The sequence below is a fragment of the Janibacter sp. HTCC2649 genome (assembly GCF_000152705.1).
Classification (GTDB): domain Bacteria; phylum Actinomycetota; class Actinomycetes; order Actinomycetales; family Dermatophilaceae; genus Knoellia.
Map to the genome: position 1 here is coordinate 1,757,516 of NZ_CH672413.1, position 19,840 is coordinate 1,777,355.

25 protein-coding genes and 2 tRNA genes are annotated in these 19,840 nt (G+C 69.1%); 8 read left to right on the forward strand and 19 right to left on the reverse strand.

Features of this window, described 5'->3' with window-relative positions; genetic code table 11:
* Positions 1-1,446, reverse strand: a complete 1,446-nt coding sequence (locus tag JNB_RS08380) for a gamma-aminobutyraldehyde dehydrogenase (RefSeq protein ID WP_009776010.1) — start codon at positions 1,444-1,446, stop codon at positions 1-3.
* A 170-nt stretch (positions 1,447-1,616) separates the two neighbouring features.
* Here JNB_RS08380 and JNB_RS08385 point away from each other — a divergent pair, with 170 nt between their 5' ends.
* The 3 genes from JNB_RS08385 to JNB_RS08395 are packed head-to-tail and all read left to right on the forward strand — an operon-like array spanning position 1,617 to position 4,890.
* Positions 1,617-2,102 (forward strand): Lrp/AsnC family transcriptional regulator, encoded by a 486-nt coding sequence (locus JNB_RS08385; RefSeq protein WP_009776011.1) that lies wholly within the window; start codon positions 1,617-1,619, stop codon positions 2,100-2,102.
* Complete coding sequence (locus tag JNB_RS08390; RefSeq protein ID WP_009776012.1) at positions 2,099-3,502, forward strand: aspartate aminotransferase family protein; 1,404 nt, start codon at positions 2,099-2,101, stop codon at positions 3,500-3,502. Before JNB_RS08385 ends, JNB_RS08390 begins: the two co-directional genes overlap by 4 nt.
* A gap of 26 nt (positions 3,503-3,528) precedes the next feature.
* Positions 3,529-4,890, forward strand: a complete 1,362-nt coding sequence (locus JNB_RS08395) for an FAD-binding oxidoreductase (protein ID WP_009776013.1) — start codon at positions 3,529-3,531, stop codon at positions 4,888-4,890.
* Between the two features lie 70 nt (positions 4,891-4,960).
* Here the strand turns inward: JNB_RS08395 and rpmG are convergent, their stop codons facing one another.
* The 4 genes from rpmG to JNB_RS08415 form a co-directional block, all read right to left on the reverse strand.
* Positions 4,961-5,128: a 50S ribosomal protein L33 gene (gene rpmG, locus JNB_RS08400; protein WP_009776014.1), complete on the reverse strand. Its 168-nt coding sequence runs from the start codon at positions 5,126-5,128 to the stop codon at positions 4,961-4,963.
* A gap of 135 nt (positions 5,129-5,263) precedes the next feature.
* Positions 5,264-5,337 (reverse strand) — tRNA-Met (locus JNB_RS08405).
* A gap of 43 nt (positions 5,338-5,380) precedes the next feature.
* A tRNA-Thr gene (locus JNB_RS08410) sits at positions 5,381-5,453 on the reverse strand.
* Between the two features lie 109 nt (positions 5,454-5,562).
* Positions 5,563-6,606, reverse strand: a complete 1,044-nt coding sequence (locus tag JNB_RS08415; RefSeq protein WP_009776015.1) for a zinc-dependent alcohol dehydrogenase family protein — start codon at positions 6,604-6,606, stop codon at positions 5,563-5,565.
* A gap of 94 nt (positions 6,607-6,700) precedes the next feature.
* Between JNB_RS08415 and JNB_RS08420 the strand changes: the two genes are divergently transcribed.
* Positions 6,701-7,264, forward strand: coding sequence for an ASCH domain-containing protein (locus JNB_RS08420; protein ID WP_009776016.1), 564 nt, complete (start codon positions 6,701-6,703; stop codon positions 7,262-7,264).
* Between the two features lie 40 nt (positions 7,265-7,304).
* Here JNB_RS08420 and JNB_RS08425 read toward each other — a convergent pair whose 3' ends face one another.
* The 10 genes from JNB_RS08425 to JNB_RS08465 form a co-directional block, all read right to left on the reverse strand.
* Positions 7,305-8,885: a polyamine aminopropyltransferase gene (locus JNB_RS08425; protein ID WP_009776017.1), complete on the reverse strand. Its 1,581-nt coding sequence runs from the start codon at positions 8,883-8,885 to the stop codon at positions 7,305-7,307.
* A gap of 1 nt (position 8,886) precedes the next feature.
* A complete protein-coding gene (locus tag JNB_RS08430; protein WP_009776018.1) occupies positions 8,887-9,315 on the reverse strand; it encodes a DUF350 domain-containing protein in 429 nt (142 codons plus the stop codon).
* 61 nt (positions 9,316-9,376) lie between these two features.
* Entirely contained in the window at positions 9,377-9,610 is a 234-nt protein-coding gene (locus JNB_RS08435) for a hypothetical protein (protein WP_009776019.1), read from the reverse strand.
* Positions 9,595-10,173, reverse strand: coding sequence for a DUF2617 family protein (locus JNB_RS08440; protein WP_009776020.1), 579 nt, complete (start codon positions 10,171-10,173; stop codon positions 9,595-9,597). The genes JNB_RS08435 and JNB_RS08440 overlap by 16 nt, the downstream gene beginning before the upstream one ends.
* The gene (locus JNB_RS21885) at positions 10,157-10,483 is read right to left on the reverse strand and encodes a DUF4178 domain-containing protein (RefSeq protein WP_083784447.1); all 327 of its coding nucleotides are present in this window, start codon (positions 10,481-10,483) and stop codon (positions 10,157-10,159) included. The genes JNB_RS08440 and JNB_RS21885 overlap by 17 nt, the downstream gene beginning before the upstream one ends.
* Positions 10,447-10,635 (reverse strand): DUF4178 domain-containing protein, encoded by a 189-nt coding sequence (locus tag JNB_RS22155; protein ID WP_009776022.1) that lies wholly within the window; start codon positions 10,633-10,635, stop codon positions 10,447-10,449. The genes JNB_RS21885 and JNB_RS22155 overlap by 37 nt, the downstream gene beginning before the upstream one ends.
* 85 nt (positions 10,636-10,720) lie before the next feature.
* Complete coding sequence (locus JNB_RS08450) at positions 10,721-11,542, reverse strand: helical backbone metal receptor (RefSeq protein WP_009776023.1); 822 nt, start codon at positions 11,540-11,542, stop codon at positions 10,721-10,723.
* A gap of 9 nt (positions 11,543-11,551) precedes the next feature.
* Positions 11,552-12,217 carry a class I SAM-dependent methyltransferase gene (locus JNB_RS08455; protein WP_009776024.1) on the reverse strand — a complete coding sequence of 222 codons (666 nt, stop codon included), beginning with the start codon at positions 12,215-12,217 and terminating at the stop codon, positions 11,552-11,554.
* 30 nt (positions 12,218-12,247) lie between these two features.
* The gene (locus JNB_RS08460) at positions 12,248-13,084 is read right to left on the reverse strand and encodes a serine hydrolase (protein WP_009776025.1); all 837 of its coding nucleotides are present in this window, start codon (positions 13,082-13,084) and stop codon (positions 12,248-12,250) included.
* Positions 13,056-13,817 carry an SDR family NAD(P)-dependent oxidoreductase gene (locus JNB_RS08465; RefSeq protein WP_040883660.1) on the reverse strand — a complete coding sequence of 254 codons (762 nt, stop codon included), beginning with the start codon at positions 13,815-13,817 and terminating at the stop codon, positions 13,056-13,058. Before JNB_RS08465 ends, JNB_RS08460 begins: the two co-directional genes overlap by 29 nt.
* 120 nt (positions 13,818-13,937) lie before the next feature.
* On the opposite strand from JNB_RS08465, the gene JNB_RS08470 reads away from it, so the two are divergent.
* Complete coding sequence (locus JNB_RS08470; protein WP_040883661.1) at positions 13,938-14,159, forward strand: hypothetical protein; 222 nt, start codon at positions 13,938-13,940, stop codon at positions 14,157-14,159.
* A gap of 100 nt (positions 14,160-14,259) precedes the next feature.
* Here the strand turns inward: JNB_RS08470 and JNB_RS08475 are convergent, their stop codons facing one another.
* The 3 genes from JNB_RS08475 to JNB_RS21295 all read right to left on the reverse strand — a co-directional run bounded on the left by JNB_RS08475 (position 14,260) and on the right by JNB_RS21295 (position 15,510).
* On the reverse strand, positions 14,260-14,637 hold the full coding sequence (locus JNB_RS08475; RefSeq protein ID WP_009776028.1) for a VOC family protein: 378 nt from the start codon (positions 14,635-14,637) through the stop codon (positions 14,260-14,262).
* Positions 14,638-14,684: 47 nt separating this feature from the next.
* Positions 14,685-15,065 carry a hypothetical protein gene (locus tag JNB_RS08480; RefSeq protein WP_009776029.1) on the reverse strand — a complete coding sequence of 127 codons (381 nt, stop codon included), beginning with the start codon at positions 15,063-15,065 and terminating at the stop codon, positions 14,685-14,687.
* A 157-nt stretch (positions 15,066-15,222) separates the two neighbouring features.
* Positions 15,223-15,510: a hypothetical protein gene (locus JNB_RS21295; RefSeq protein ID WP_148232356.1), complete on the reverse strand. Its 288-nt coding sequence runs from the start codon at positions 15,508-15,510 to the stop codon at positions 15,223-15,225.
* On the opposite strand from JNB_RS21295, the gene JNB_RS20930 reads away from it, so the two are divergent.
* Positions 15,446-15,598, forward strand: a complete 153-nt coding sequence (locus JNB_RS20930) for a LuxR C-terminal-related transcriptional regulator (protein ID WP_083784577.1) — start codon at positions 15,446-15,448, stop codon at positions 15,596-15,598. The two genes, JNB_RS21295 and JNB_RS20930, sit on opposite strands and share 65 nt — an antisense overlap.
* 120 nt (positions 15,599-15,718) lie before the next feature.
* On the opposite strand, the gene JNB_RS08490 is transcribed toward JNB_RS20930, so the two are convergent.
* A complete protein-coding gene (locus JNB_RS08490) occupies positions 15,719-16,171 on the reverse strand; it encodes a hypothetical protein (protein ID WP_009776031.1) in 453 nt (150 codons plus the stop codon).
* Positions 16,172-16,385: 214 nt separating this feature from the next.
* On the opposite strand from JNB_RS08490, the gene JNB_RS21890 reads away from it, so the two are divergent.
* Positions 16,386-17,087 carry a GNAT family N-acetyltransferase gene (locus JNB_RS21890; RefSeq protein ID WP_040883662.1) on the forward strand — a complete coding sequence of 234 codons (702 nt, stop codon included), beginning with the start codon at positions 16,386-16,388 and terminating at the stop codon, positions 17,085-17,087.
* Complete coding sequence (locus JNB_RS08510) at positions 17,012-19,837, forward strand: BTAD domain-containing putative transcriptional regulator (protein ID WP_009776033.1); 2,826 nt, start codon at positions 17,012-17,014, stop codon at positions 19,835-19,837. The genes JNB_RS21890 and JNB_RS08510 overlap by 76 nt, the downstream gene beginning before the upstream one ends.
* The last annotated feature ends 3 nt before the right edge of the window (positions 19,838-19,840 follow it).

Sequence of the window (19,840 nt, forward strand, 5' to 3'; positions counted from 1 at the left end):
TCAGCTCTCGATGTTGGCCATGACGTGCTTGATCCGGGTGTAGTCCTCGAACCCGTACATCGACAGGTCCTTGCCATAGCCGGAGCGTTTGAAGCCACCGTGCGGCATCTCCGCGACGATGGGGATGTGGGTGTTGATCCACACACACCCGAAGTCGAGGGCCGCGCTCATCCGCATGGCCCGGCCGAAGTCCTTGGTCCACACGGAGGAGGCCAGCCCGTAGTCGACGCCATTGGCCCACTGCAGGGCCTGGGCCTCGTCGGTGAAGGACTGGACCGTGATCACCGGACCGAAGATCTCGTTCTGGATCTGCTCGTCGTCCTGACGCAGACCGGACAGGACCGTCGGCTCGAGGAAGTAGCCGTCACCGAGGCCGGCCAGCCGGTGCCCGCCCGCCACGAGGGACGCGTGGTCGGGAAGCCGATCGATGAAGCCACTGACGCGTTCGAGCTGGGCCACGTTGTTGACCGGACCGAGCAGCGCGTCCGGATCGTCCGGCATACCCACCTTGGCGTTGTTGCGCGCATAGTCGCCGAGGGCGGCGACGAAGTCGTCGTGGATGCGCGGTCCGACGAGGACACGCGTCGCGGCGGTGCAGTCCTGACCCGCGTTGAAGTAGCCGGCGACCGCGATCCCCTCGACGGCCGCCTCGATGTCGGCGTCGTCGAAGACGATGACCGGGGCCTTGCCGCCGAGCTCGAGGTGGACCCGCTTGACCTGCGGTGCCGCGCTGGCCGCGACCTCGGCTCCGGCTCGCACCGATCCGGTGATGGAAACCATTGCGGGAGTGCGGTGTTCGACGAGCAGGCGCCCGGTGCCGCGGTCTCCCGTGACGACGTTGAGCGTGCCAGCGGGCAGGAACTCGGAGGCGATCTCGGCCAGCAGGAGCGTCGTCTCGGGAGTGGTGTCACTCGGCTTGAGCACGACCGCGTTGCCGGCCGCGAGGGCCGGTGCGATCTTCCAGATCGCCATCATGAACGGGTAGTTCCACGGGGTGACCTGTCCGATGACACCGATCGGCTCGCGCCGGATCCACGAGGTGTGGCCGGCCATGTACTCCCCCGCGGCACGTCCTTCGAGGACGCGGGCAGCTCCGGCGAAGAAGCGCACCTGGTCGATCGCCGGCGGCAGCTCCTCGCTCGCCGTGAGCGCGTGCGGCTTGCCGGTGTTCTCGGCCTCGAGCTGGACGAACTCGTCGGCCCTGGCCTCGATCGCGTCGGCGAGGCGCAGAAGGGCCTGCTGCCGCTCGCTCGGCGTGGTGCGACCCCACTCACCGAACGCTGTGGTCGCTGCGGCGTATGCCGCGTCGATGTCGGCTTCGTTGCTCACCGCCGCGCTGGCCACGACGGCGCCCGTGGCCGGGTTGATGATGTCCTGCCTGGCCTCACCTCGGGCGTCCGTGTAGGCGCCGCCGACGAAGTTGCGCAGGACTCGGGGCTCACTCACGACCTGGACCTCCTTGGGGTCAATCGATGTCGCACTCTAGCCAGACGAAGCGTGGAAAAACCAGAGTTTGGCTGCAGTTGATCCGGAATCCATAGGTTGACTCCCTCGAAATGAGGGATACCGACAGTCATGTGGTTGCGCATGGCAGCAATCCGCGCCACCATGTCGGCGTGAGCCAAGCAGCCCGACCCAGCGCGGAGCCGTCCAAGACGCGTCTTGACGACGTGGCCAAACGCATCGTCGAGATCCTCCAGCGCGACGGTCGACGCTCCTACGCCGCCATCGCCAAGGAGGTCGGGCTGTCCGAGGCGGCCATCCGGACCCGGGTCCAGCGGCTCCTCGACGGCGGCGTCATGCAGATCGTCGCGGTCACCGACCCCTTGCAGCTGGGCTTTCGTCGTCAGGCGATGATCGGCGTCCGCACCGACGGTGACCTCCTGGCCGTCGCCGACAAGCTCACCGAGCTGCCCGAGGTCGACTATCTCGTGACGACCGCCGGCACGTTCGACCTCCTCTGCGAGGTCGTGTGCGAGGACGACGACCACCTGCTCGAGCTCATCACGCAGCGCATGCGTCGCATGCCCGGAGTCGTCTCGACCGAGACCTTCGTCTATCTCAAACTCAACAAGCAGCACTATGACTGGGGCACGCGATGACCGAACAGAGCACCGAACCGCAGACGACGCCTGCCGGCACGTCCTACCAGGACGCGGCCCGCGACCACCTCTGGATGCACTTCACCCGGCACTCGGTCTTCGAGGACGGCGGATCGGTCCCGGTCATCACCCGCGGTGAGGGACACACCATCTGGGACAACCAGGGCAAGTCCTACATCGACGGGCTCTCCGGGCTGTTCGTCGTCCAGGTCGGGCACGGGCGCGAGGAGCTCGCCGAGGCCGCCGCCGAGCAGGCCCGGAAGCTCGCGTTCTTCCCGCTGTGGTCCTATGCGCACCCGCCGGCCATCGCCCTCGCCGAACGGCTCGCCGCCGGCGCACCCGGCGACCTCAACCGGGTCTTCTTCACCACCGGTGGTGGTGAGGCCGTCGAGACCGCCTGGAAGCTCGCGAAGCAGTACTTCAAGCTCACCGGCAAGCCCAACAAGACCAAGGTGATCAGCCGAGCGGTCGCCTACCACGGGACACCTCACGGTGCCCTGTCGATCACCGGCATCCCGGCCGCCAAGGAGGCCTTCGAACCGCTGGTCCCCGGGGCACTCAAGGTGCCCAACACCAACCTCTACCGCGCGCCAGAGCACCTGCGCGACGACGAGAAGGCGTTCGGGCGCTGGGCTGCCGACCGCATCGCCGAGGCCATCGAGTTCGAGGGACCGGACACGGTCGCGGCTGTCTTCCTCGAGCCCGTCCAGAACTCCGGCGGCTGCTTCCCGCCGCCCCCCGGCTACTTCGAACGGGTGCGCGAGATCTGCGACGAGTACGACGTCCTCCTCGTCTCGGACGAGGTCATCTGCGCCTTCGGTCGCATCGGATCGATGTTTGCGTGCGACGACTTCGGCTATGTGCCCGACATCATCACGTGCGCCAAGGGCATGACCTCGGGCTACGCCCCGATCGGCGCCATGATCGCGAGCGACCGCCTCTTCGAACCCTTCAAGAAGGGCACGACGACGTTCCCCCACGGCTTCACCTTCGGCGGACACCCCGTCTCGGCAGCCGTCGCCATGGCCAACCTCGACATCTTCGAGCGGGAGGGTCTCAACCAGCGCGTCAAGGAACACGCCCCCACGTTCCGGGCCACGCTTGAGAAGCTGCTCGACCTGCCGCTCGTCGGCGACGTCCGCGGGGCCGGCTACTTCTATGGCATCGAGCTCGTCAAGGACAAGACCACCCGCGAGACGTTCAACGACGCCGAGTCGGAGCGACTGCTGCGTGGCTTCCTGTCCAAGGCCCTGTTCGAGGCCGGGCTCTACTGCCGCGCCGACGACCGGGGCGACCCCGTGATCCAGCTCGCGCCCCCACTCACCGTCGGGCCCGAGCAGTTCGACGACATCGAGCAGCGACTTCGCGGCGTCCTCATCGAGGCCGAGAACCACCTGTGAGACCGGCCGCGGGCTGAGGCGCCGCCGTGGAGACCTGGACCCAACCCCTGTGGTGGGAGAACGAGACGCGGGCACCCACGCACGCACCCGGCATACCCGATCGAGCGGACGTCACGATCGTCGGAGCCGGCTACACGGGTCTGTGGACCGCGTACTACCTCCTGCGGGAGCAGCCCGACCTCGACGTGCTCGTGCTCGAGGCCGGGCACGTGGGATTCGGCGCCAGTGGGCGCAACGGCGGTTGGGTGTCCTCACTGTGGCCGGTGGCTCCCGCACGGATCGCCGCCAGCCACGGCCGGGTGGCTGCACAGGCCATGCTCGCCGGGCTGCGCAGCACGGTCACGCACGTCGGGGAGGTCTGCCGTGAGGAAGGCATTGATGCCGACTTCGCCCACGGGGGCGTGATCATCGCCGCCCGTGGCAAGGCGCAGGCCCAGCGCGCGATGGCCTCGGTCTCCGAGAGCGAACAGTGGGGCGATGACACGCGATGGCTCGACCCTGCCGAGGCGCGCGACATCCTCGCGGTCGACGACCTCCACGGCGCCACGTGGTCACCGCACTGTGCCCGCATCCACCCGATGCGGCTCGCCCAGGGGCTGGCTGCCGCAGTGCGCCGTCGTGGCGGGCTCATCGTCGAGGGCGCACGGGTGCTCGACGCCCAGGCTGGCGCGGTGCGGGTCAGCGGAGGCGGGATCGTGCGCAGCGGCGCAGTGGTGCGCGCCACCGAGGCGTGGACGGCACGTTTGCCGAGGCTTCGCCGCAAGGTCGTCCCGGTGTACTCGCTCATGGTGGCGACGGCGCCGCTACCGGCGTCGGTGTGGGACGAGATCGGGCTGGCCCGTCGCGAGGTCTTCTCGGACCACGGGCACGTCATCATCTACGGCCAACGCACCGAGGACGACCGGATCGCCTTCGGGGGCCGAGGGGCGCCCTACCACTGGGGATCGGCCATCCACCCGAGGTTCGACGAGGACGCCACGGTCTTTGCGGCGCTGCGTCGCACCTTGAAGACGCTCCTGCCCCAGGTCGGTGACGTCGAATTCACCCATGCCTGGGGTGGGCCCCTGGCCGTGGCCCGCGACTGGCAGCCGTCCGTGGGTTTCGACGCCGACGCCCGGGTGGGTTGGGCAGGTGGCTACGTCGGCGACGGCGTGGCCGCGAGCAACCTCGCCGGTCGCACGCTGGCCGACCTCATCGGGGGACGCAACACGGCGCTGACGGCCCTTCCGTGGGTCGGTCACGTCTCACCCCGATGGGAACCGGAGCCGCTGCGCTATCTCGGCGTCAACGCCGGGCTTCGGCTGGCAGGTCTCGCGGACGCTCAGGAAGCTCGAACCGGTCGACCCACGCGGTTGACACCGCTCTTGGGGCGGCTGACGGGAGGCTGACGGGGGCCGGACATGACGAAGCCGCCCGACACCGTGAGGTGGGGCGGCTTCGGCGAGCGAGACGCTGGGGTCAGCGGGTCTCGCGGTGCTCGGTGTGCTTCTTGCAGCGGGGGCAGAACTTCGCCAGCTCGAGCCGGTCGGGGTCATTCCGACGGTTCTTCTTGGTGATGTAGTTGCGCTCCTTGCACTCCGTGCACGCCAGGGTGATCTTGGGGCGGACGTCAGTGGCCTTGGCCATCGGGGCAACCTGCTCTCGAAAAAGTTGATCGTGGTGTGATGCAAACTGTGTGTCGCGCTAGTTCACGAGGGGTTTCACGCGACGACCAGCACAACAGAATACGCGAGTGCGGGTATTCCCCGAAATCGCGCCGAGTAGCGGGAGCGGGGCTCGATCCCGCGACCTCACGATTATGAGTCGTGCGCTCTAACCAGCTGAGCTACCCCGCCTTGGGGGTCCGAGGTCACCACACGTGGTGATGGCCCTGACCAGAGCCCCCTGTCGGAATCGAACCGACGACCTTTTCCTTACCATGGAAACGCTCTACCGACTGAGCTAAGGGGGCGTTTCAGGCACCGGGTCAGACCCGGGCTGAGTGCGTCGGGAATGCTACACGGACACCTGCGCGGGGGTGAAATCCGGTCCCCCAAGTGGGCTGCCCGACGGCCTGCGGCTCACTCCGGAAGGCTGATCACGGTCATGCCCGCGGACGTCGCTGGGCGGTCCATCGCGGCGAGCGCAGTGCCGCCCCGGGCCAGGGCAATGACCTCCCCGACGAGCCGGTCCGGACGCAAAGTGCCGTCCTCGACGAGCGCCAGCATCGCGGCATACTCGTGCGCCGCCATGCCGTGCGAGCCGTAGATCTCGAGCTCGTGGGCGATCACTCGGTCCATCGGCAACGGCGGCGTGGCGGCGTCGCCGAGGAGCAGCCCGACCTGGACGTGCTTGCCTCGGCGCCGCAGGCAGCTCACCGACGCCACGGCCGTCTCCGGGGTCCCGAGGGCGTCGATCGAGACATGGGCTCCCCCACCGGTGAGGTCGCGGATGGCGGCGGCCGTGTCGGCCTCCTCACGGGCGTTGACCACGTGCTCGGCACCGAGCTCGCCTGCCCGGGCAAGAGCGGCCCCGGAGACGTCGACGGCCACGACGCGAGCGCCGAGGGCCGTGCCGATCATCACGGCCGACAGGCCGACACCGCCGCACCCGTGGACCGCGAGCCATTCGCCCTGGCGAAGCCGACCGTGCGCGGTGATGGCCCGGAAGGCGGTGGCGAAGCGGCACCCCAGGGACGCGGCCGTCACGAAGTCGATGGAGTCGGGCAGGGCCACCAGGTTCACGTCGGCCGCGCTGATGGCGACACGCTCGGCAAACGAGCCCGGCCCGGTGAAGCCCGGCTGGGTCTGGTCGGGGCAGACCTGGGCATCCCCGGCCACGCAGAGGTCGCACACGCCGCAGCCACACACGAACGGGACGGTGACACGATCGCCCACCTTCCAGAGCCTGACGTCGGCGCCGACCTCGGCAACCGTGCCCGCCAGCTCGTGGCCGGGAATCTGCGGCAGCGGGACCGGGTCGTGGCCCTTCCAGGCGTGCCAGTCCGACCGGCAGACACCCGTCGCTCGCACGGCGATCACCACACCGTTGCGGTCGCAGTCGGGCTCTGGCACCTCGACCAGCGCGGGAGTCTCGTCGTAGGCGGAGTAGGAGATGGCCTTCATCGCGCCGTGTCCCGGGTCAGCTGGCTGCTCTGCGTCATGCCCCAAGTCTCGCGCCTGCCGCCCTGGCGCCCCCGGCCAGTGGCACCCTTGCTGCATGACCGACGCCGAGAACCCACGCCCGGACGACGCCACCCTGACCGAAGGCATTCACGAGAGTGTCGACGAGGCGGCCGAGATGCAGGTGCGGGCGTTCTGGGACGTCGCTCGACTGCAGGCCCACCTCAGCGAGGTTCCGGCCTATTTCGGGCCCACTCCCCTGGACTCCGTTCCACCGCCCGCCTGGTCCTTCGGCGCGGGCGCGGAGCAGGCCGACGAGCTCCTCGGACTCGTGCTCGAAGGCACCAAGACGGCAACTGCGGGCGCCCTCTGGGACTACGAGGCCGAGGGCGAAGCCCTGCCTGAGATCGGCACGCTCAGCATCATCCTGGACTCCCTCGGGCGGCCCCGGGCACTCATCGAGACCACCGAGGTGCAGGTCGTCCCCTTCGACGAGATCACCGATGAGCAGGCAAGGCTCGAGGGCGAGGGTGACCTGTCGCTGGCGTACTGGCGCGAAGTGCACCAGCGCTTCTTCACCGAGGTGGCCGATCACGATCGCGGCTTCTCCAACGACATGCCCGTGGTGTGGGAGAGGTTCCGAGTCCTCTACTCCGACTGATCCGCGACTCACACGGGACGGACACCCACCCGGCGCAATCTCAGTAGCCCCGCCATTCCCCCTGACGCTCGAGCAACGTTGGCTTCAGCAGGGTCGAAGGTGACAACCGCAGCTCGGCGCGGTCCCGCGGGAAGACCTGTGCGGCCATCAGCACCCGGGCGTCAAGAAACTGGGTCGTGGGCGCGTCAGGGGGCATCCGAAGTGCGGGGGACTCTCCAACGGCCGCCAGGAAGAAGCCCCAGTCACCAAACGACGGAACATCCACGTGGTATGCCGTGGGGCGCAGTCCCGCGGCTCGCAACGAGGCCGCTGTGGTCCAGTAGGCCTCCCGTGCGAAGTAGGGCGAGCCTGCCTGCACGACCACGCGACCCTCGGGGGCGAGCGCAGTTCGGATGAGGCCGTAGGTCTCAACCGAGTAGAGCTTTGCAGTGGCGACGTCGTCGGCGTCCGGCATGTCGGCCACGATGACGTCGAACTGGTCGCGGTTGGAACGCAGCCAGGCGAACGCATCAGCGTTGACCACCTTGAGTCGGGGGTCAGCGAAGGCATCCGCATTGAGGCGCCGAAACGTCGCATTGGTGCGGGCAAGATCGACGACTGCCGGATCAAGATCCACCAGTGTGATGGCGTCAACATCGTTGTAGCGCAACAGTTCTCGCGCGGCGAGGCCATCGCCACCACCGAGCACGAGGACGCGCTGGTGCTGGCCCGTCATCGCGGGGTGAACGAGGGATTCGTGATAGCGGTACTCATCCATCGAGGAGAACTGGAGATCGCCGTTCAGGAAAAGTCGCATGTCGCCACCGCGCAGACTGTGGGTCACGACGATCTCCTGGTAGGCGCTGCGTTCCGCGTGGACGACGGGGTCCCGAAAGATCCGTTGTCGCGCCGTCGCCTCGAAAGACGACGCTTGGGCGGCCAACACCAGCAGCACGGCGAGACAGGCAAGCAGCGCCACCGCCAGAGCCGCCCTGACTCCCCGACGCACCTCACGTCGGAAGAGTCCCAACGTCACGGCTGCGCCCGCGGCGGCATTCACCGCGCCGACGACGAGCGTGCCCTCGAGCAGGCCCAGCCACGGAAGCAATACGAACGGAAAGGCCAGCCCCCCAACGAGCGCTCCGACGTAGTCCGCAGCGAAGAGATCGGCCACCGCCGATGAGGCCTCCTGCTCCCGGATGCGCTGCAGCATGGTCATGAGGAGGGGGATCTCGGCGCCGATGAGGAAGCCGATGGCGAGGGCAAGCAGGACGAGAACGGGCTGGTACAACGACCACCAGGCGAAGGCGGCATACAGCACGAGGACGCTCGTGCCGCCCACGAGCGCGAGGACGATCTCGACCCCTGCGAACGCGACAGCAGCATGAGCAGTCAGCGGTTTGGCCGCGAGCGACCCCACACCCATCGCGAAGACCATCAGCGCCAGGACGACGGACGCCTGGGTGATCGTGTTGCCGAGCAGATAGGACCCGAGTGCGACCAGGGCCAGTTCGTAGACCAACCCACAGGCCGCACACACGAAGACAGCGGTGAGGACGAGCGACCGGCGAACGCGTGCCGTCCGACCTTCGCGCGCTGGGTCCACAGTGACGTCGGTGACGTCGGCGCGTGAGGATCCCATCTCAGCTGATGGCGGCAGCCACGATGAGCGCGACCGAGAGGTGCGAACTGGCACCGACCCATGCCGCGGGGTGCCGCTCCTGATCGGTCACGAGATCTCCGAGTCGACCGGGAGTGAAGGCATCGATGACGACGAAGAAGACCGCCATGATGACCAGCCCGAGCAGCCCGTAGACAGCGGTGGAGATCAACCCGTGGGCCAACCCGTCGTAGCTGGAGCGGATCGCGGTGACAACGATGATCGCGACGGCGAGCATGTTGGACGACAGCAAGAGGGCGGCGTTGCCGTTGCGCTTGTCCCAGATGAGCTCTCGCAGGCTGCCGGGCGTCAGCGCGTCGACCACGCCGTATCCGGCTGCCATGAGGAGCAGTCCGACGGCGCCGAAGGCAGCGATCGCCCCGACATCGTTCAGCAGATCTCCAGCGTTCATCGTGTGCCTCTCAGGTGTGTTCGGGTCTCGACGGTGCGTGTCAGGGGTGCGGTCGGGGAGCTCATTTGCCGACGCCGGAGCCGCCACCGCGCACGCGGCTGCCGCCGGAGCCGTAGTAGCTGCGACCGGAGTCGCGATCACAGGCATCGCGCGCCTGCTGGTCCGTGGGAGTGGTACCAGTGATGGAGCGCTGGTCCTCCTTGTAGCGCTTCATGCACTGGCGGTCCTCGCCGCACCCGGAGAGCAGGGTCATCGAGGTGAGGACGACGAGCAGCGCGGTCAACGGGCGTCGCATGGGACTTCCTCCTGAAGAGCTGCCGGCGCGGCGGGGCTGGCCGGGCTGGCGGGGTTTGTCAACCGGATGTGGGTGCGGGTGCTCACGACTTGGCCGTGCTGCGGATAGGCATGCCACGTGCGCCATCGCACCTCACCGTCGACTCCGGTCTCGGCGTGAAGCGCGGTGACAGCGTAGGAGTTGCCCGGGAAGGAGGCACTGAGGGCACCGCGTCGCCCGCGCAGATCAGTGAGGAGCTGATCGACGCGGGCGCGCAGATCAGCCGCAGACAGCTCGACCACGGTCGTGGTCAGGTCATAGGTCAGCCCACCCTCCAGGGCACGACTCACGCCGGGGCTCGGCAGGGGGGTCGCGACGCCGGGGACACAGGCCACGGTCTCGATGAGGTCGGGGAGCCCGGCGCGCGACAACACGACCTGGTGCGATGCCCCGAGGATGCGCAGCTGCATGGGGAACCCCACGGGGCGCGCCGCGGCGAGTGCCGGCAGCGCGTCGTGATCCAGGGACCAACGCAGTTGCTCGGCGCTGGTGTCGAGATAGGGCAGATCAAGCCGGTGGTGCATCGTCACCTTCCCGGTAGGCCGTCACCAGGTCAGCAGGCACCGGGCTTCCCGTGCTGATCTCCCACGACAGCGCGCCGAAGCGCTCGAACGACAGGAACAGCCCCTCGTGCAGGTACTCCACGTAGTCGCACCTGCCCGACATGGCGTAGGGCGTGCGTCCCTCAGTGGAGTAATCCGCCACGCCCTTCTCGTGCCGCGTCCACCGCCGGCCGTCGACGGTGAGCCGACGCGCACCTGGCGTTGCGTTCAGGTCAGGGCGGGATGTCCAGAGCCTCACCAGGGACCATCGTCGATCTCGACCGACAGCCATTGCGCACCCAGCCCGGCACCCTCCAGAAGGTGCTCAGACCACGCATCGCCATCCTCACTGAGCCGGACCGAGCCGATGATGCGCGCGGGACGACCCTGCACGTGCACGATCACACCAGGTGCGAGGTCGGCGAGGGAGACGAGAGCGGCCATGGTTCCTTCCGGGTCGACGATCCGGGCTCGGACGCGTCCACGTGGAACCTCCTCCCCCGCAGGCATCGTAGACGGGATCGCAGGGTCAGCTTCCGGAGTTGTCCACAGGACGCCTGACACGCTCCGAGCCCTCGTCGCCGGAGCTGGCTTCCACGGCAGCAAGGATCTGGCGGGCCTCGATGAGGGATGGCCCGTACCACGTGATGAGCCGGCCGTTCACCAACCGAGTTGGGGTGCGGGAGAACGCTTCTGGCCCATCAGCCTCCGTGAAGACATAGGGTTCGTCGGGCAGCAGGACGAGGTCGGCACCGGCAGCGTCGAGCTGCTCCAGGTCGGCGTGCGGATAGCGCCCCACGGCACCGGCAGTCACCACCTCGAGTCCCAGACGCGCGAGCAGGTCGGCCGTGAAGGTGGGGTGGCCGACGACCATCCACGGGTCCCGCCAGATCGGCACGATGACCCGTGCGCCCGAGGTCGGGACCTCGCCGGACCACGCCTCCTCGGCCTCGGTGAGCCACTGCGGCGCAGCCCACCCACAGGCCTCCACGAGGAGCCGGCGCATCGACGCCAACGACTGCGGCACCGTCTCGATGTCGGTGACCCACACGGCAGTTCCCGCCGCACGCAGACGCGAGACGTCGAGCTCGCGGTTCTCCTCCTTGTTCGCGATGACGAGGTCGGGTTGGAGATCCGCGATGGCCGCGCGGTCGGGATTCTTCGTCCCCCGCACCCGGGTGACCTCGATGTCCGTCGGGTGCGTGCACCAGTCAGTTGCCCCCACGAGAGCGCCCGGGGTGGTCGCAGCCACCGCCTCGGTGAGCGAAGGGACGAGCGAGACCACACGGCATACGCCGTCGTCTGGCAGGTCCACGGCGTGACCGAGGTCATCGCGCAGCGTTCGGCTCATCGCCGAGCCTCAGGCGCGGCCGACGGCAAGGAAGGTCGCAAAGGTTCCGCGGCCCTGGTGGTCGCCACCGAGCTCCTTCTCGACCGAGCCGGCGTCGACCACCGAGACATCGTGGAATCCGCTGTCGCGCAACAGGTTTGCGAACGACGTACGGTCGAAGCCGTCATGGCCGGTGAAGTTCTCGTAGTTCGCGTGGAACGCGCCAGCCCGGTCGTCATCGAGCTCGACCACGGCGACCCAACCACCGGGACTCAGGAGCGCCTTGACGCGCTGGAGCAGGACGCCGACGTCGCGGACGTGGTGCAGCGCGAGCTGTGCCCACACCCCGTCGAAGCTGCCTTGGGGCGGCGGGTCGGTGACGAGGTCCAGCCGCTCAACCGTGAGGCGATCGGCCAGCCCCGCGCTCTCGATGTTGCTGCGGGCGACGTCGACCATGCCCGGGGAGGCGTCCGTGACGAGCACCGATCCGACGTGGTCGGCGAGGGCGATGCTCAGCTGACCGGTGCCGCCACCGATCTCGAGCACGCGCTCGGTCCCGGTGAGCCCCAACGTGTCGCGCAGCAGGACCGCTGTCGCACGCGCTCGCTCGAGCTTGGCCGGGTCGGCGTCCCACGTGCTCGCGGCGGCGTCGAAGTGGGCGTGATCGTGGCTGTGGTCGTGCCCGCTGGGACTCATGACTCTCACCCTGTCACGTCGCCCGGCGCGTCAGCCCACGGCCAGCCGCAGGGCCTTGCCGATGTCGCGAAGCGCGTCCATGACGTCGTCCCGACGATGACCCATCGGCACTTCCGACCACGTGGCGAGAACGGCGTATGCCGTGGCTCGCCTGCCGCTGTCGATGACACCCACGTCGGCGCGGACTCCGAGGTTGGTGCCGGTCTTGTTGACGAGGATCGGCCCGGCGTACTCCTCCGCGTGCGAGAGCGGGTCCTGGTGCCAGGCCGAGGCGACCATGGAGAGATCCATGCCGGGCGCCAGCCAACCGAGGACGCGATCGCCGACGGACCCCCGGGTGGTGCGCTCACTCCACATGCGAGCGAACACGTCGACGTGGTCGGAGGCGCAGCCGAGGCTGAGGTGGGGCGGATCGTCGGGGCCGCGCAGGCCGCGCACGACATCGACGAGGTCCGAGCCGCGAGGTGCCCACTGTGCCGCTCGCTCACGGATGGAGTCCTGCCCCAACAGGTCGATGAGGACGTTGGTGGCGAGGTTGTCGCTCACCGCCCCGACGAGGCGTGCCACGTCGGTGAGCGGGAGGACATCCGTTGAAAGGTGTTGCCACAAACCGGAATCCGCGACCGGCGCAACCGATCGACGGTCCAGCAGCTGATCGGCGGCGAGCCGGCCGTCGCGCAGGCGTTCGGCCAGCTCGATGAGGGCAAAGACCTTGCCCACGCTCGCTGTCGACAGCAGCCGATCGGGGTCGTGTGAGGCGAGAACCTCGCCACTGCCGAGGTCGACGATCCTGATGGACCAGTCGACCTCGGGCAGCAGCTCGAGATTCAGCGACACGTCAGCGAGGCGCCATCCGGAGGGAGCCATCGAGGCGGATCGTCTCGCCGTTGAGGTAGTCGTTGTCGATGATCGACAGGGCGAGCTTGGCGTACTCGTCGGGGCGACCGAGGCGCTTCGGGAACGGGACGCCGGCGGCGAGCGCGGCCCGGAACTCCTCGGCGACCGTGGCGAGCATCGGCGTCTCGACGATGCCGGGGGCGATCGTGCAGACGCGGACGCCGTACTGGCTGAGGTCGCGCGCGGCCGGGAGCGTGAGCCCGACGATGCCGCCCTTGGACGAGGCGTAGGCCGCCTGACCGACCTGGCCGTCGTAGGCCGCGATGCTGGCAGTGTTGATGATGACGCCTCGCTGGCCGTTCTCGTCGGCCTCGGTCTGGGCGATCGCCTCGGCCGCGATCGCGAGGACCGTGAACGAGCCGATGAGGTTGATCTCAACGATCTTGCGATACAGCGAGAGGTCGTGGACGCCCTTCTTGCCGAGGATGCGTGCACTGGGGCCGATGCCGGCGCAGTTGATGACCGTTCGCAGGGGTGCTGCGGCGTCGGCGCTGGCTTGGGTGACGGCGGCGCGGACCTGCTCCTCGTCGGTGACGTCGGTCGCGATGTAGGTGATGCCGTCGACCTCGGGAGCCTGCTCGATGCCCGAGGGAAGGTCGAGGGCGTAGACGTGAGCGCCCTGGGCTGCGAGGGCTGCTGCGGTGGCGCCGCCGAGGCCGGATGCGCCTCCGGTGACGATGGCGGAAGTGTGCTCGATCTGCATGGGCAACATCCTGTCACTGCAGGTGAATGTCACCGGCACCCCTACGCGTCGAGGCTCGCCAACCGTCGGCTTTCCGACGGAAGTTCGCAGTTCGGGCCGAAAGGGCCCACACTCGGAGGAATGACCACTGCATCCGCACACCGCAGGCCCCAGCACGCCAACAGCCCGTTTCGGCCTCAGGCCGAGGTGGCGATCGAACAGTTCGTGGCGGGCGACCGCGTCTGTCACGACTCGCACGGCCTGGGTCGCGTCCTAAGCATCGACACCGGCGGGGCCACCGTTGACTTCGGCGGCAGCACCTTGCGGATCGAGACGCCGTTCCGCAAGATGACCAAGCTCTAGCCTCGAGCCAAAGCGGCGGCCACCTCGTCGAAGCGACCACGCAGCCCCAGCCATGCGGCCATATGACGCAACGACCGGGACTGGCTGAGCGCCCCCGCCGTTAGGAACTGGGCGGATGCTCGGCGACACAGAAGAGGTTGCCCTCGGGGTCGGCCAACGTCGTCCACTGCACGTGCGGATGCTCGTCGAGGACGTCCCATTGCTTTGTTGCACCGATCGAGATCAGCCGGTCGACCTCTCGCGATCGCGTCTGCCACGGCACTGTGAGATCGAGGTGGATCGTGAGGCGGGTGGGGCGCGGACCGGTCAGCGGCTGGAAGAACATCGCGAAACCTCCCGGACCAGCGGGTGGCAGGTATACCGAATCGTCGTTGGGAGAGGGCGTGCCGCCTGTGACCCCCGCCCAGAACTTGGACAGTGCGCTGGGATCTGCGGCCTCGATGTTGATGGATCCAAGGGTGATCTGAGAAGCGTCCATGTGATTCACACTAGGCGGCACGCAGAAATTGCCAGCCCCGTATGGGTTCAGCTCAACGCCACTACCGTGCAGAGTCCGCACAACACTGCAGCAAGCGGAGTCATGACGGCACGCTCGGACTTGCTGCGCGATGCCAGGTTCATGCCGATACCGATGAAGAAGTAGCCCACGACGACCCACGTCGCCGTGCGCACCACCGCTTCCGGGAGACCGGTGTCCACGACGCGCGCGCGGGCAAGAACGACGGTGGCCAACAGCGCGTAGACAGCGATGGACACGGCACTGCCGAGGCGTAGTGAGGTGGGCAGGACTTGGTGCTGCCCTCCCCAGGCGAACCGACCCAGGGGAGCACCGAGCGCCAGGAACGCCTGGAACACCGCCAAGAGGCCAAGAAGCCCGCAGATCATTGCCGCAGCCATGGTGGTCATCTTTTCCTTCCCTTCCAGGGAGAGTACGTGTCGGGAACGACGTCCCCGAGACGTTTGGTGGGTGACGGGCGAGAGCCGTCAGAGGTGTCACTGCGCCTCGGCCGCGCGCGGCCCGGGAGGCCCAGCCCGCGACATCTTCGGTTGCGGGTGGCGTCAGTCAGCCCGACGACAGGAACTGGTGGAGCACAGAGAAGGTCTCAGCCTGTTGAAGCAGAGTGCGTCCGGCAGCCATGGAGGTGAGGGTGAAGCTGTGCCGACCGTCGAAGACACCTGGCATTCCCAGGCGCCCGAGCCACTCGATGTCGTGAGGTTCCTCGAACGCGGTCACCCATGGCCGCCAGTCCTCCCTCACCAACAGAGAGCGAGAAGTCGCGACCGCGATCGGCGCCGGGTCAACGAACGCCGAGAATGCCGCCGCGCTCTTCATCAGCGAATCGACGGGCAAGGCCCACGTCTCCCGTGTGCTTGGCGCCTTGGGCCTCACGAACAGGGTCCAGCTCGCCATCCTCGTGCACGACGCAGCGCACGACTGAACGGTCCTGTCACCCTTCCCGGCGCTGGGTGGCATCTCAGTGACCACTGTCTCGCGAGTGGCCAAACTCAGGGGCCAAGCCGACCGAAGCGGTGAGCAAGGTCCCTTGCGTCTGTGGGCGTCAGGAGGGGAAGTCGGGCCCTGCATCCAGACGGAGCTGGAGCAGGACGTCCAGAGCCACCGAGTCGCCGTCCCGCCCACCCGCTCCGACCTGGAGTGGGGCGTCGGTGGGCTCGACGTGGACGCCGGCCAACCGTCCGCGCAGGCTGGGCGCCACGACGAGGACGTACCAGCGGCCGTCCGTGCCAACGGCAGCCCGGCGGTCCCGTCGCACGTACCAGCCGACGACGTCGGTGCGAAGGGTCCCAGCCCCGCTGTAGGGGAAGGCCCGCAGCCGAGAGGGTTCGACGCCTGCCGACCGCATCTCCTCGGCGAAGGCCATCACCATCGGGGCCGTCCGTCGCGCCTCGGCCTCCGCCGCCCGCGCAGCCGCCGCGTAGTGGTACTCGGCGTTCTCTCGCGCCTCCCGTCGACGGACGGCGGCCGGGTCCGATGGCTCACTTTCCAAGCTCATCGGCCGATCATCCCAGTGAGTGCGGCCAGCTGTCGGCACGAGCGTCGGCAATGAGCAGTCGAAGCCGCCAAATGCGCGTTCTGCGAGAGTTCCACGAGCGGATCGCCAGACCCTTGTGACCTTGACGAGGCGATGGCACCGTTGCCCGGCAGTTGCCAGCCCGCGACAGGTGGACGACAGGTCCACGACCGGGGAACGGGCGACTCTCGACTGCATGACGACGAACGCCATCCCCCTTGCCTCTGGTCTCCCCCAGCTGACCATTGCTCGGCTCCGCCCCGGTGACACCGACACCGTGCATGCGGTCTTCGCCCAGCTGTCGCTGACCTCGGTCTGGCTGCGCTTCCAGACGGGTATGCCGCGTCTCACCGACACGATGGCCCGTCGCCTTGCGGCGGTGTCGCCAGGGCAGCACGAGGTGTTGGTGGCCGAGCTCGACGGGCAACCGGTCGGACTCGCCCGATGGATCCGCGACCCGCTGGACCCGGACACGGTCGAGGTTGCAGTCGAGGTGGCGGATGCCGTGCAGGGCCAAGGCATCGGTGGCCAGCTGCTGAGCGAGACCATGGCGTCCGCCCGGGCCGAGGGAGCGCGCGAGCTCGTGGCCTACGTCCATCGAGAGAACGGCACAGTCATCACGTGGCTTCGACGTCTGGGGGCCCCGGTGCCGACGTGCAGCGACGACCCGTTCCGACTTTCCCTGACCCCCGGACCGATGTCGGTGGCCCGTGGTTGCATGGAGCCGTGCGGGTCGGGGTGCTCGGACCCTTACGGGTCGAGGTCGACGCCCGGGTCTCGGCGCCCCGGGGCGCTCGTTCGCGCGATCTGCTCGCCGTCCTCGTGGCGCGACGCGGTCGCCCGGTCCCGACGGAGACGCTGCTCGACCTCGTCTGGGGCGACGACTCCCTCGGGCTGACTCCCACCGCTGTGCACACCGCGGTGGCCCGGCTGCGCCGCCAGACCGAGGCCGACCTGGTGCGTACCACGGACCTCGGTTACGCCATTTCCCACGACGTCGAGTGCGATGCGGACGTCTTCAGCGAGCTCGTGGCCGACACCAACGCTCTCGACGCGGCGCTGCGCGTGGACCGTCTGCGTGCCGCCCTCGCACTGTGGAGCGGGCCGAGTGCGTATGCCGGCGTGAGCGACCGCCTCGTCCTCGCCGAACGCGCCCGCCTGGACGACCTGCGCGACCGTGCGATCGCCCACCTCTCGGGCGCGCTCCTGGAGCTTGGTGGGGCACCCGAGGGCAGGGAGGCCCACGACCTCGCGCGAGCGCTCGTGAACGCCAACCCTCTCGACGAGAGCGCGGCAGCCTTGGCGATGCGTGCGGCATACCGATCCGAAGGACAGGCGGAGGCTCTCCAGATCCACGAAGACCTCCGACGTGCCCTGCGCGACGAGCTCGGCGTGAGGCCGGGCGCGCAGGTCCGTGACCTCCACGCGCGCGTGCTCGCGCAGGACCCGTCACTGGAGGCAGCCCACCAGCGATCCACTCCTGCCTCGCCGCTCACCTCACTGCACCCGGGTCGACTCGTGCCGATCCCGCCGTCGCCCACCATCGGTCGCCAGGACGACGTCGCGACGGTGCTCGACGCGCTCGCCTCGGGACGCCGACTCGTGACGGTGACGGGACCGGGCGGGGTCGGCAAGTCTCGGCTGCTGGCCGAGGTGGGGGCCGCCCTCGCCGGGTCACGCGAGGTCGCCCACATCGCCCTGGGCGGGCACGCTGCCCTGCCCGTCGACGAGCTCGCCGCCAGTGTGGCTCTCGCCGCCGGACTCCCCCTCGTGGACGACGACCCGGTGGCGGGGCTCGTCGCAGCGCTCCGCACCTCGACCGTGACGATCCTCGCCGACGAGGCCGAGTGGGTTCTGGAGTCGGCCGCCGCGCTCGCATCCGCCCTGCTGGCCGGTGCCCCCGGAGTGACCATCGTCGTGACCTCGCGGGCTCCCCTGTCCGTCGTCGGCGAGCGCATCGTCGTCCTCGAGCCACTCGCGACAGCAGACCCCCGAGGGCCCATGGAGGAGATTCGAGCCGCGGCGGCCGTCCGCCTCCTGGTCGAGCGCCTGGCCGATCGTGGCGACCTCTCGGCCGACGTGCAGGAGATCGCCGACGGGGAGCTGCGCGTCGTGGCCGAGGTCGCCCACCGACTCGACGGCCTGCCCCTGGCCCTCGAGATCGTGGCCGGCGCCGCCGCGGGCGGACCCCTGCTGGACCTGCCCGAGGTTGCCGCCGCGGCCCTGGACGTCGAGGTCGAGGACCACGGGCGCGATGAGCGGCACCGGTCGCTGCGCGAGGCGTTGACCTGGGGAGTCGGTCGGCTCGGCCCGGAGGCGCGCGTCGTGCTGCGACGCCTTGGTGTGTTTGCCGGACCCTTCACGACGGCGGCTGCGGCGGCCGTGGTGGGCGAGGGCGCGGGACAGGTGGATCGTGCTGTCCGTGAGCTCGCCCGGCACAACCTGCTCAAGGTCGAGCGCGCCCCCACGACGTTGTCCTTCCGGATGCTGCGCGTCGTGCGTGACCTCGCTCGCGACGAGCTGACGGTGGCGGGAGAGGTCGAGGCGACGCGACAGCGCCACCGTCGGTGGTTCGCGGGCGCCTGGCGGGACTCCGCCCTGTGCGACGAACTCGTCGAGCACGTCGGGCGCACCCACGACGACCACGTCGAGGCGCTCACCGACGCCCTCGCCCACCATGACGACGTGGCGGCCGGCGACATCGCCCTGGCCCTGTGCCGGCGGTGGCAGTTCGTCGAGGCGAGCGCAGTCGGCACGCGCTGGGCAACACGTGTGCTCGACCGGAGGGGGCTGACCGACCGTCAGAGAGCCCGCCTCGAGATCTGCCGTGCAGGCTTCCTTCAGGGTGCTGATTGGGACGCGGCGCACCACGAGGAGCTCCGCGATGCGCTCGAGGGCGACCCCGAATGGAGCGCTCTCCTCGACCTCACCGGTGCCATCACGACCTACGCGCTGGGGGACGTGCCAGGGGCGCGACGACACCTCGACCTCGCCCGCACGGCAGCTGCATCACTGCACTCGCTGCTCCCGGAGATCATCGCGACCCGCGCCGTCGTCGACGCGGCGGCCGGAGATGTGGACGCTGCTCTCGCAGGAGCCCGCGAGGCCATCGCCCGGGTCGGCATCACCCGATCGGCTGTGCACTCCGTCACCGTCGTCCCGAAGGTTGCGCTCGCCCTGCTCGACGCCGGGAAGCCCCGTGAGGCCCTGGAGCTCCTGACCACGGCCGCCGCAGACACCGAGGCCCGCTTCGGCATCCGACCCACGAGCACGACGGCGATCAACGCCGGATGGGCCGCCCTGGCGATCGATGACGGCGTGAGCGCCTTGTGCTGGTTTCGGGAGTCACTCACCGGACCGCAGGCGGCGACGGCGGCCCCGACGGTCGCCGAGGCCGCCATGGGCGCTGGCAGCGCCCTCGCGGCCCTGGGCCACGTCACCGCGGCAGAGGTGCTCGGGTTGGGGCGGCTCCTGCTCGCCGCCTCGCAGCAGGAACTGCCGCCGACCCTGGAAGCCCTCACTGCCCGCGCCGAGGAGGCAGCGGGTGTCCTCACCTCGAACCCCGACTGGGACGTCGTCCTCGCGAGCAACCGCGTCGTGCAGTTGCTCGACAACGCGGTTGCTCCCGCTACCCCTCGAAGGGCATGAGGG

Bases quoted from the DNA above. Each gene is read 5' to 3' on its own strand.
- JNB_RS08390 (WP_009776012.1), top strand. From the start codon at position 2,099: ATGACCGAACAGAGCACCGAACCGCAGACGACGCCTGCCGGCACGTCC.
- rpmG (WP_009776014.1), bottom strand. From the start codon at position 5,128: ATGGCCAAGGCCACTGACGTCCGCCCCAAGATCACCCTGGCGTGCACG.
- JNB_RS08415 (WP_009776015.1), bottom strand. From the start codon at position 6,606: ATGAAGGCCATCTCCTACTCCGCCTACGACGAGACTCCCGCGCTGGTC.
- JNB_RS08420 (WP_009776016.1), top strand. From the start codon at position 6,701: ATGACCGACGCCGAGAACCCACGCCCGGACGACGCCACCCTGACCGAA.
- JNB_RS08425 (WP_009776017.1), bottom strand. From the start codon at position 8,885: ATGGGATCCTCACGCGCCGACGTCACCGACGTCACTGTGGACCCAGCG.
- JNB_RS08430 (WP_009776018.1), bottom strand. From the start codon at position 9,315: ATGAACGCTGGAGATCTGCTGAACGATGTCGGGGCGATCGCTGCCTTC.
- JNB_RS08435 (WP_009776019.1), bottom strand. From the start codon at position 9,610: ATGCGACGCCCGTTGACCGCGCTGCTCGTCGTCCTCACCTCGATGACC.
- JNB_RS08440 (WP_009776020.1), bottom strand. From the start codon at position 10,173: ATGCACCACCGGCTTGATCTGCCCTATCTCGACACCAGCGCCGAGCAA.
- JNB_RS21885 (WP_083784447.1), bottom strand. From the start codon at position 10,483: ATGGCTGTCGGTCGAGATCGACGATGGTCCCTGGTGAGGCTCTGGACA.
- JNB_RS22155 (WP_009776022.1), bottom strand. From the start codon at position 10,635: ATGGCCGCTCTCGTCTCCCTCGCCGACCTCGCACCTGGTGTGATCGTG.
- JNB_RS08450 (WP_009776023.1), bottom strand. From the start codon at position 11,542: ATGAGCCGAACGCTGCGCGATGACCTCGGTCACGCCGTGGACCTGCCA.
- JNB_RS08455 (WP_009776024.1), bottom strand. From the start codon at position 12,217: ATGAGTCCCAGCGGGCACGACCACAGCCACGATCACGCCCACTTCGAC.
- JNB_RS08460 (WP_009776025.1), bottom strand. From the start codon at position 13,084: ATGGCTCCCTCCGGATGGCGCCTCGCTGACGTGTCGCTGAATCTCGAG.
- JNB_RS08465 (WP_040883660.1), bottom strand. From the start codon at position 13,817: ATGCAGATCGAGCACACTTCCGCCATCGTCACCGGAGGCGCATCCGGC.
- JNB_RS08470 (WP_040883661.1), top strand. From the start codon at position 13,938: ATGACCACTGCATCCGCACACCGCAGGCCCCAGCACGCCAACAGCCCG.
- JNB_RS08475 (WP_009776028.1), bottom strand. From the start codon at position 14,637: ATGGACGCTTCTCAGATCACCCTTGGATCCATCAACATCGAGGCCGCA.
- JNB_RS08480 (WP_009776029.1), bottom strand. From the start codon at position 15,065: ATGACCACCATGGCTGCGGCAATGATCTGCGGGCTTCTTGGCCTCTTG.
- JNB_RS08490 (WP_009776031.1), bottom strand. From the start codon at position 16,171: ATGAGCTTGGAAAGTGAGCCATCGGACCCGGCCGCCGTCCGTCGACGG.
- JNB_RS21890 (WP_040883662.1), top strand. From the start codon at position 16,386: ATGACGACGAACGCCATCCCCCTTGCCTCTGGTCTCCCCCAGCTGACC.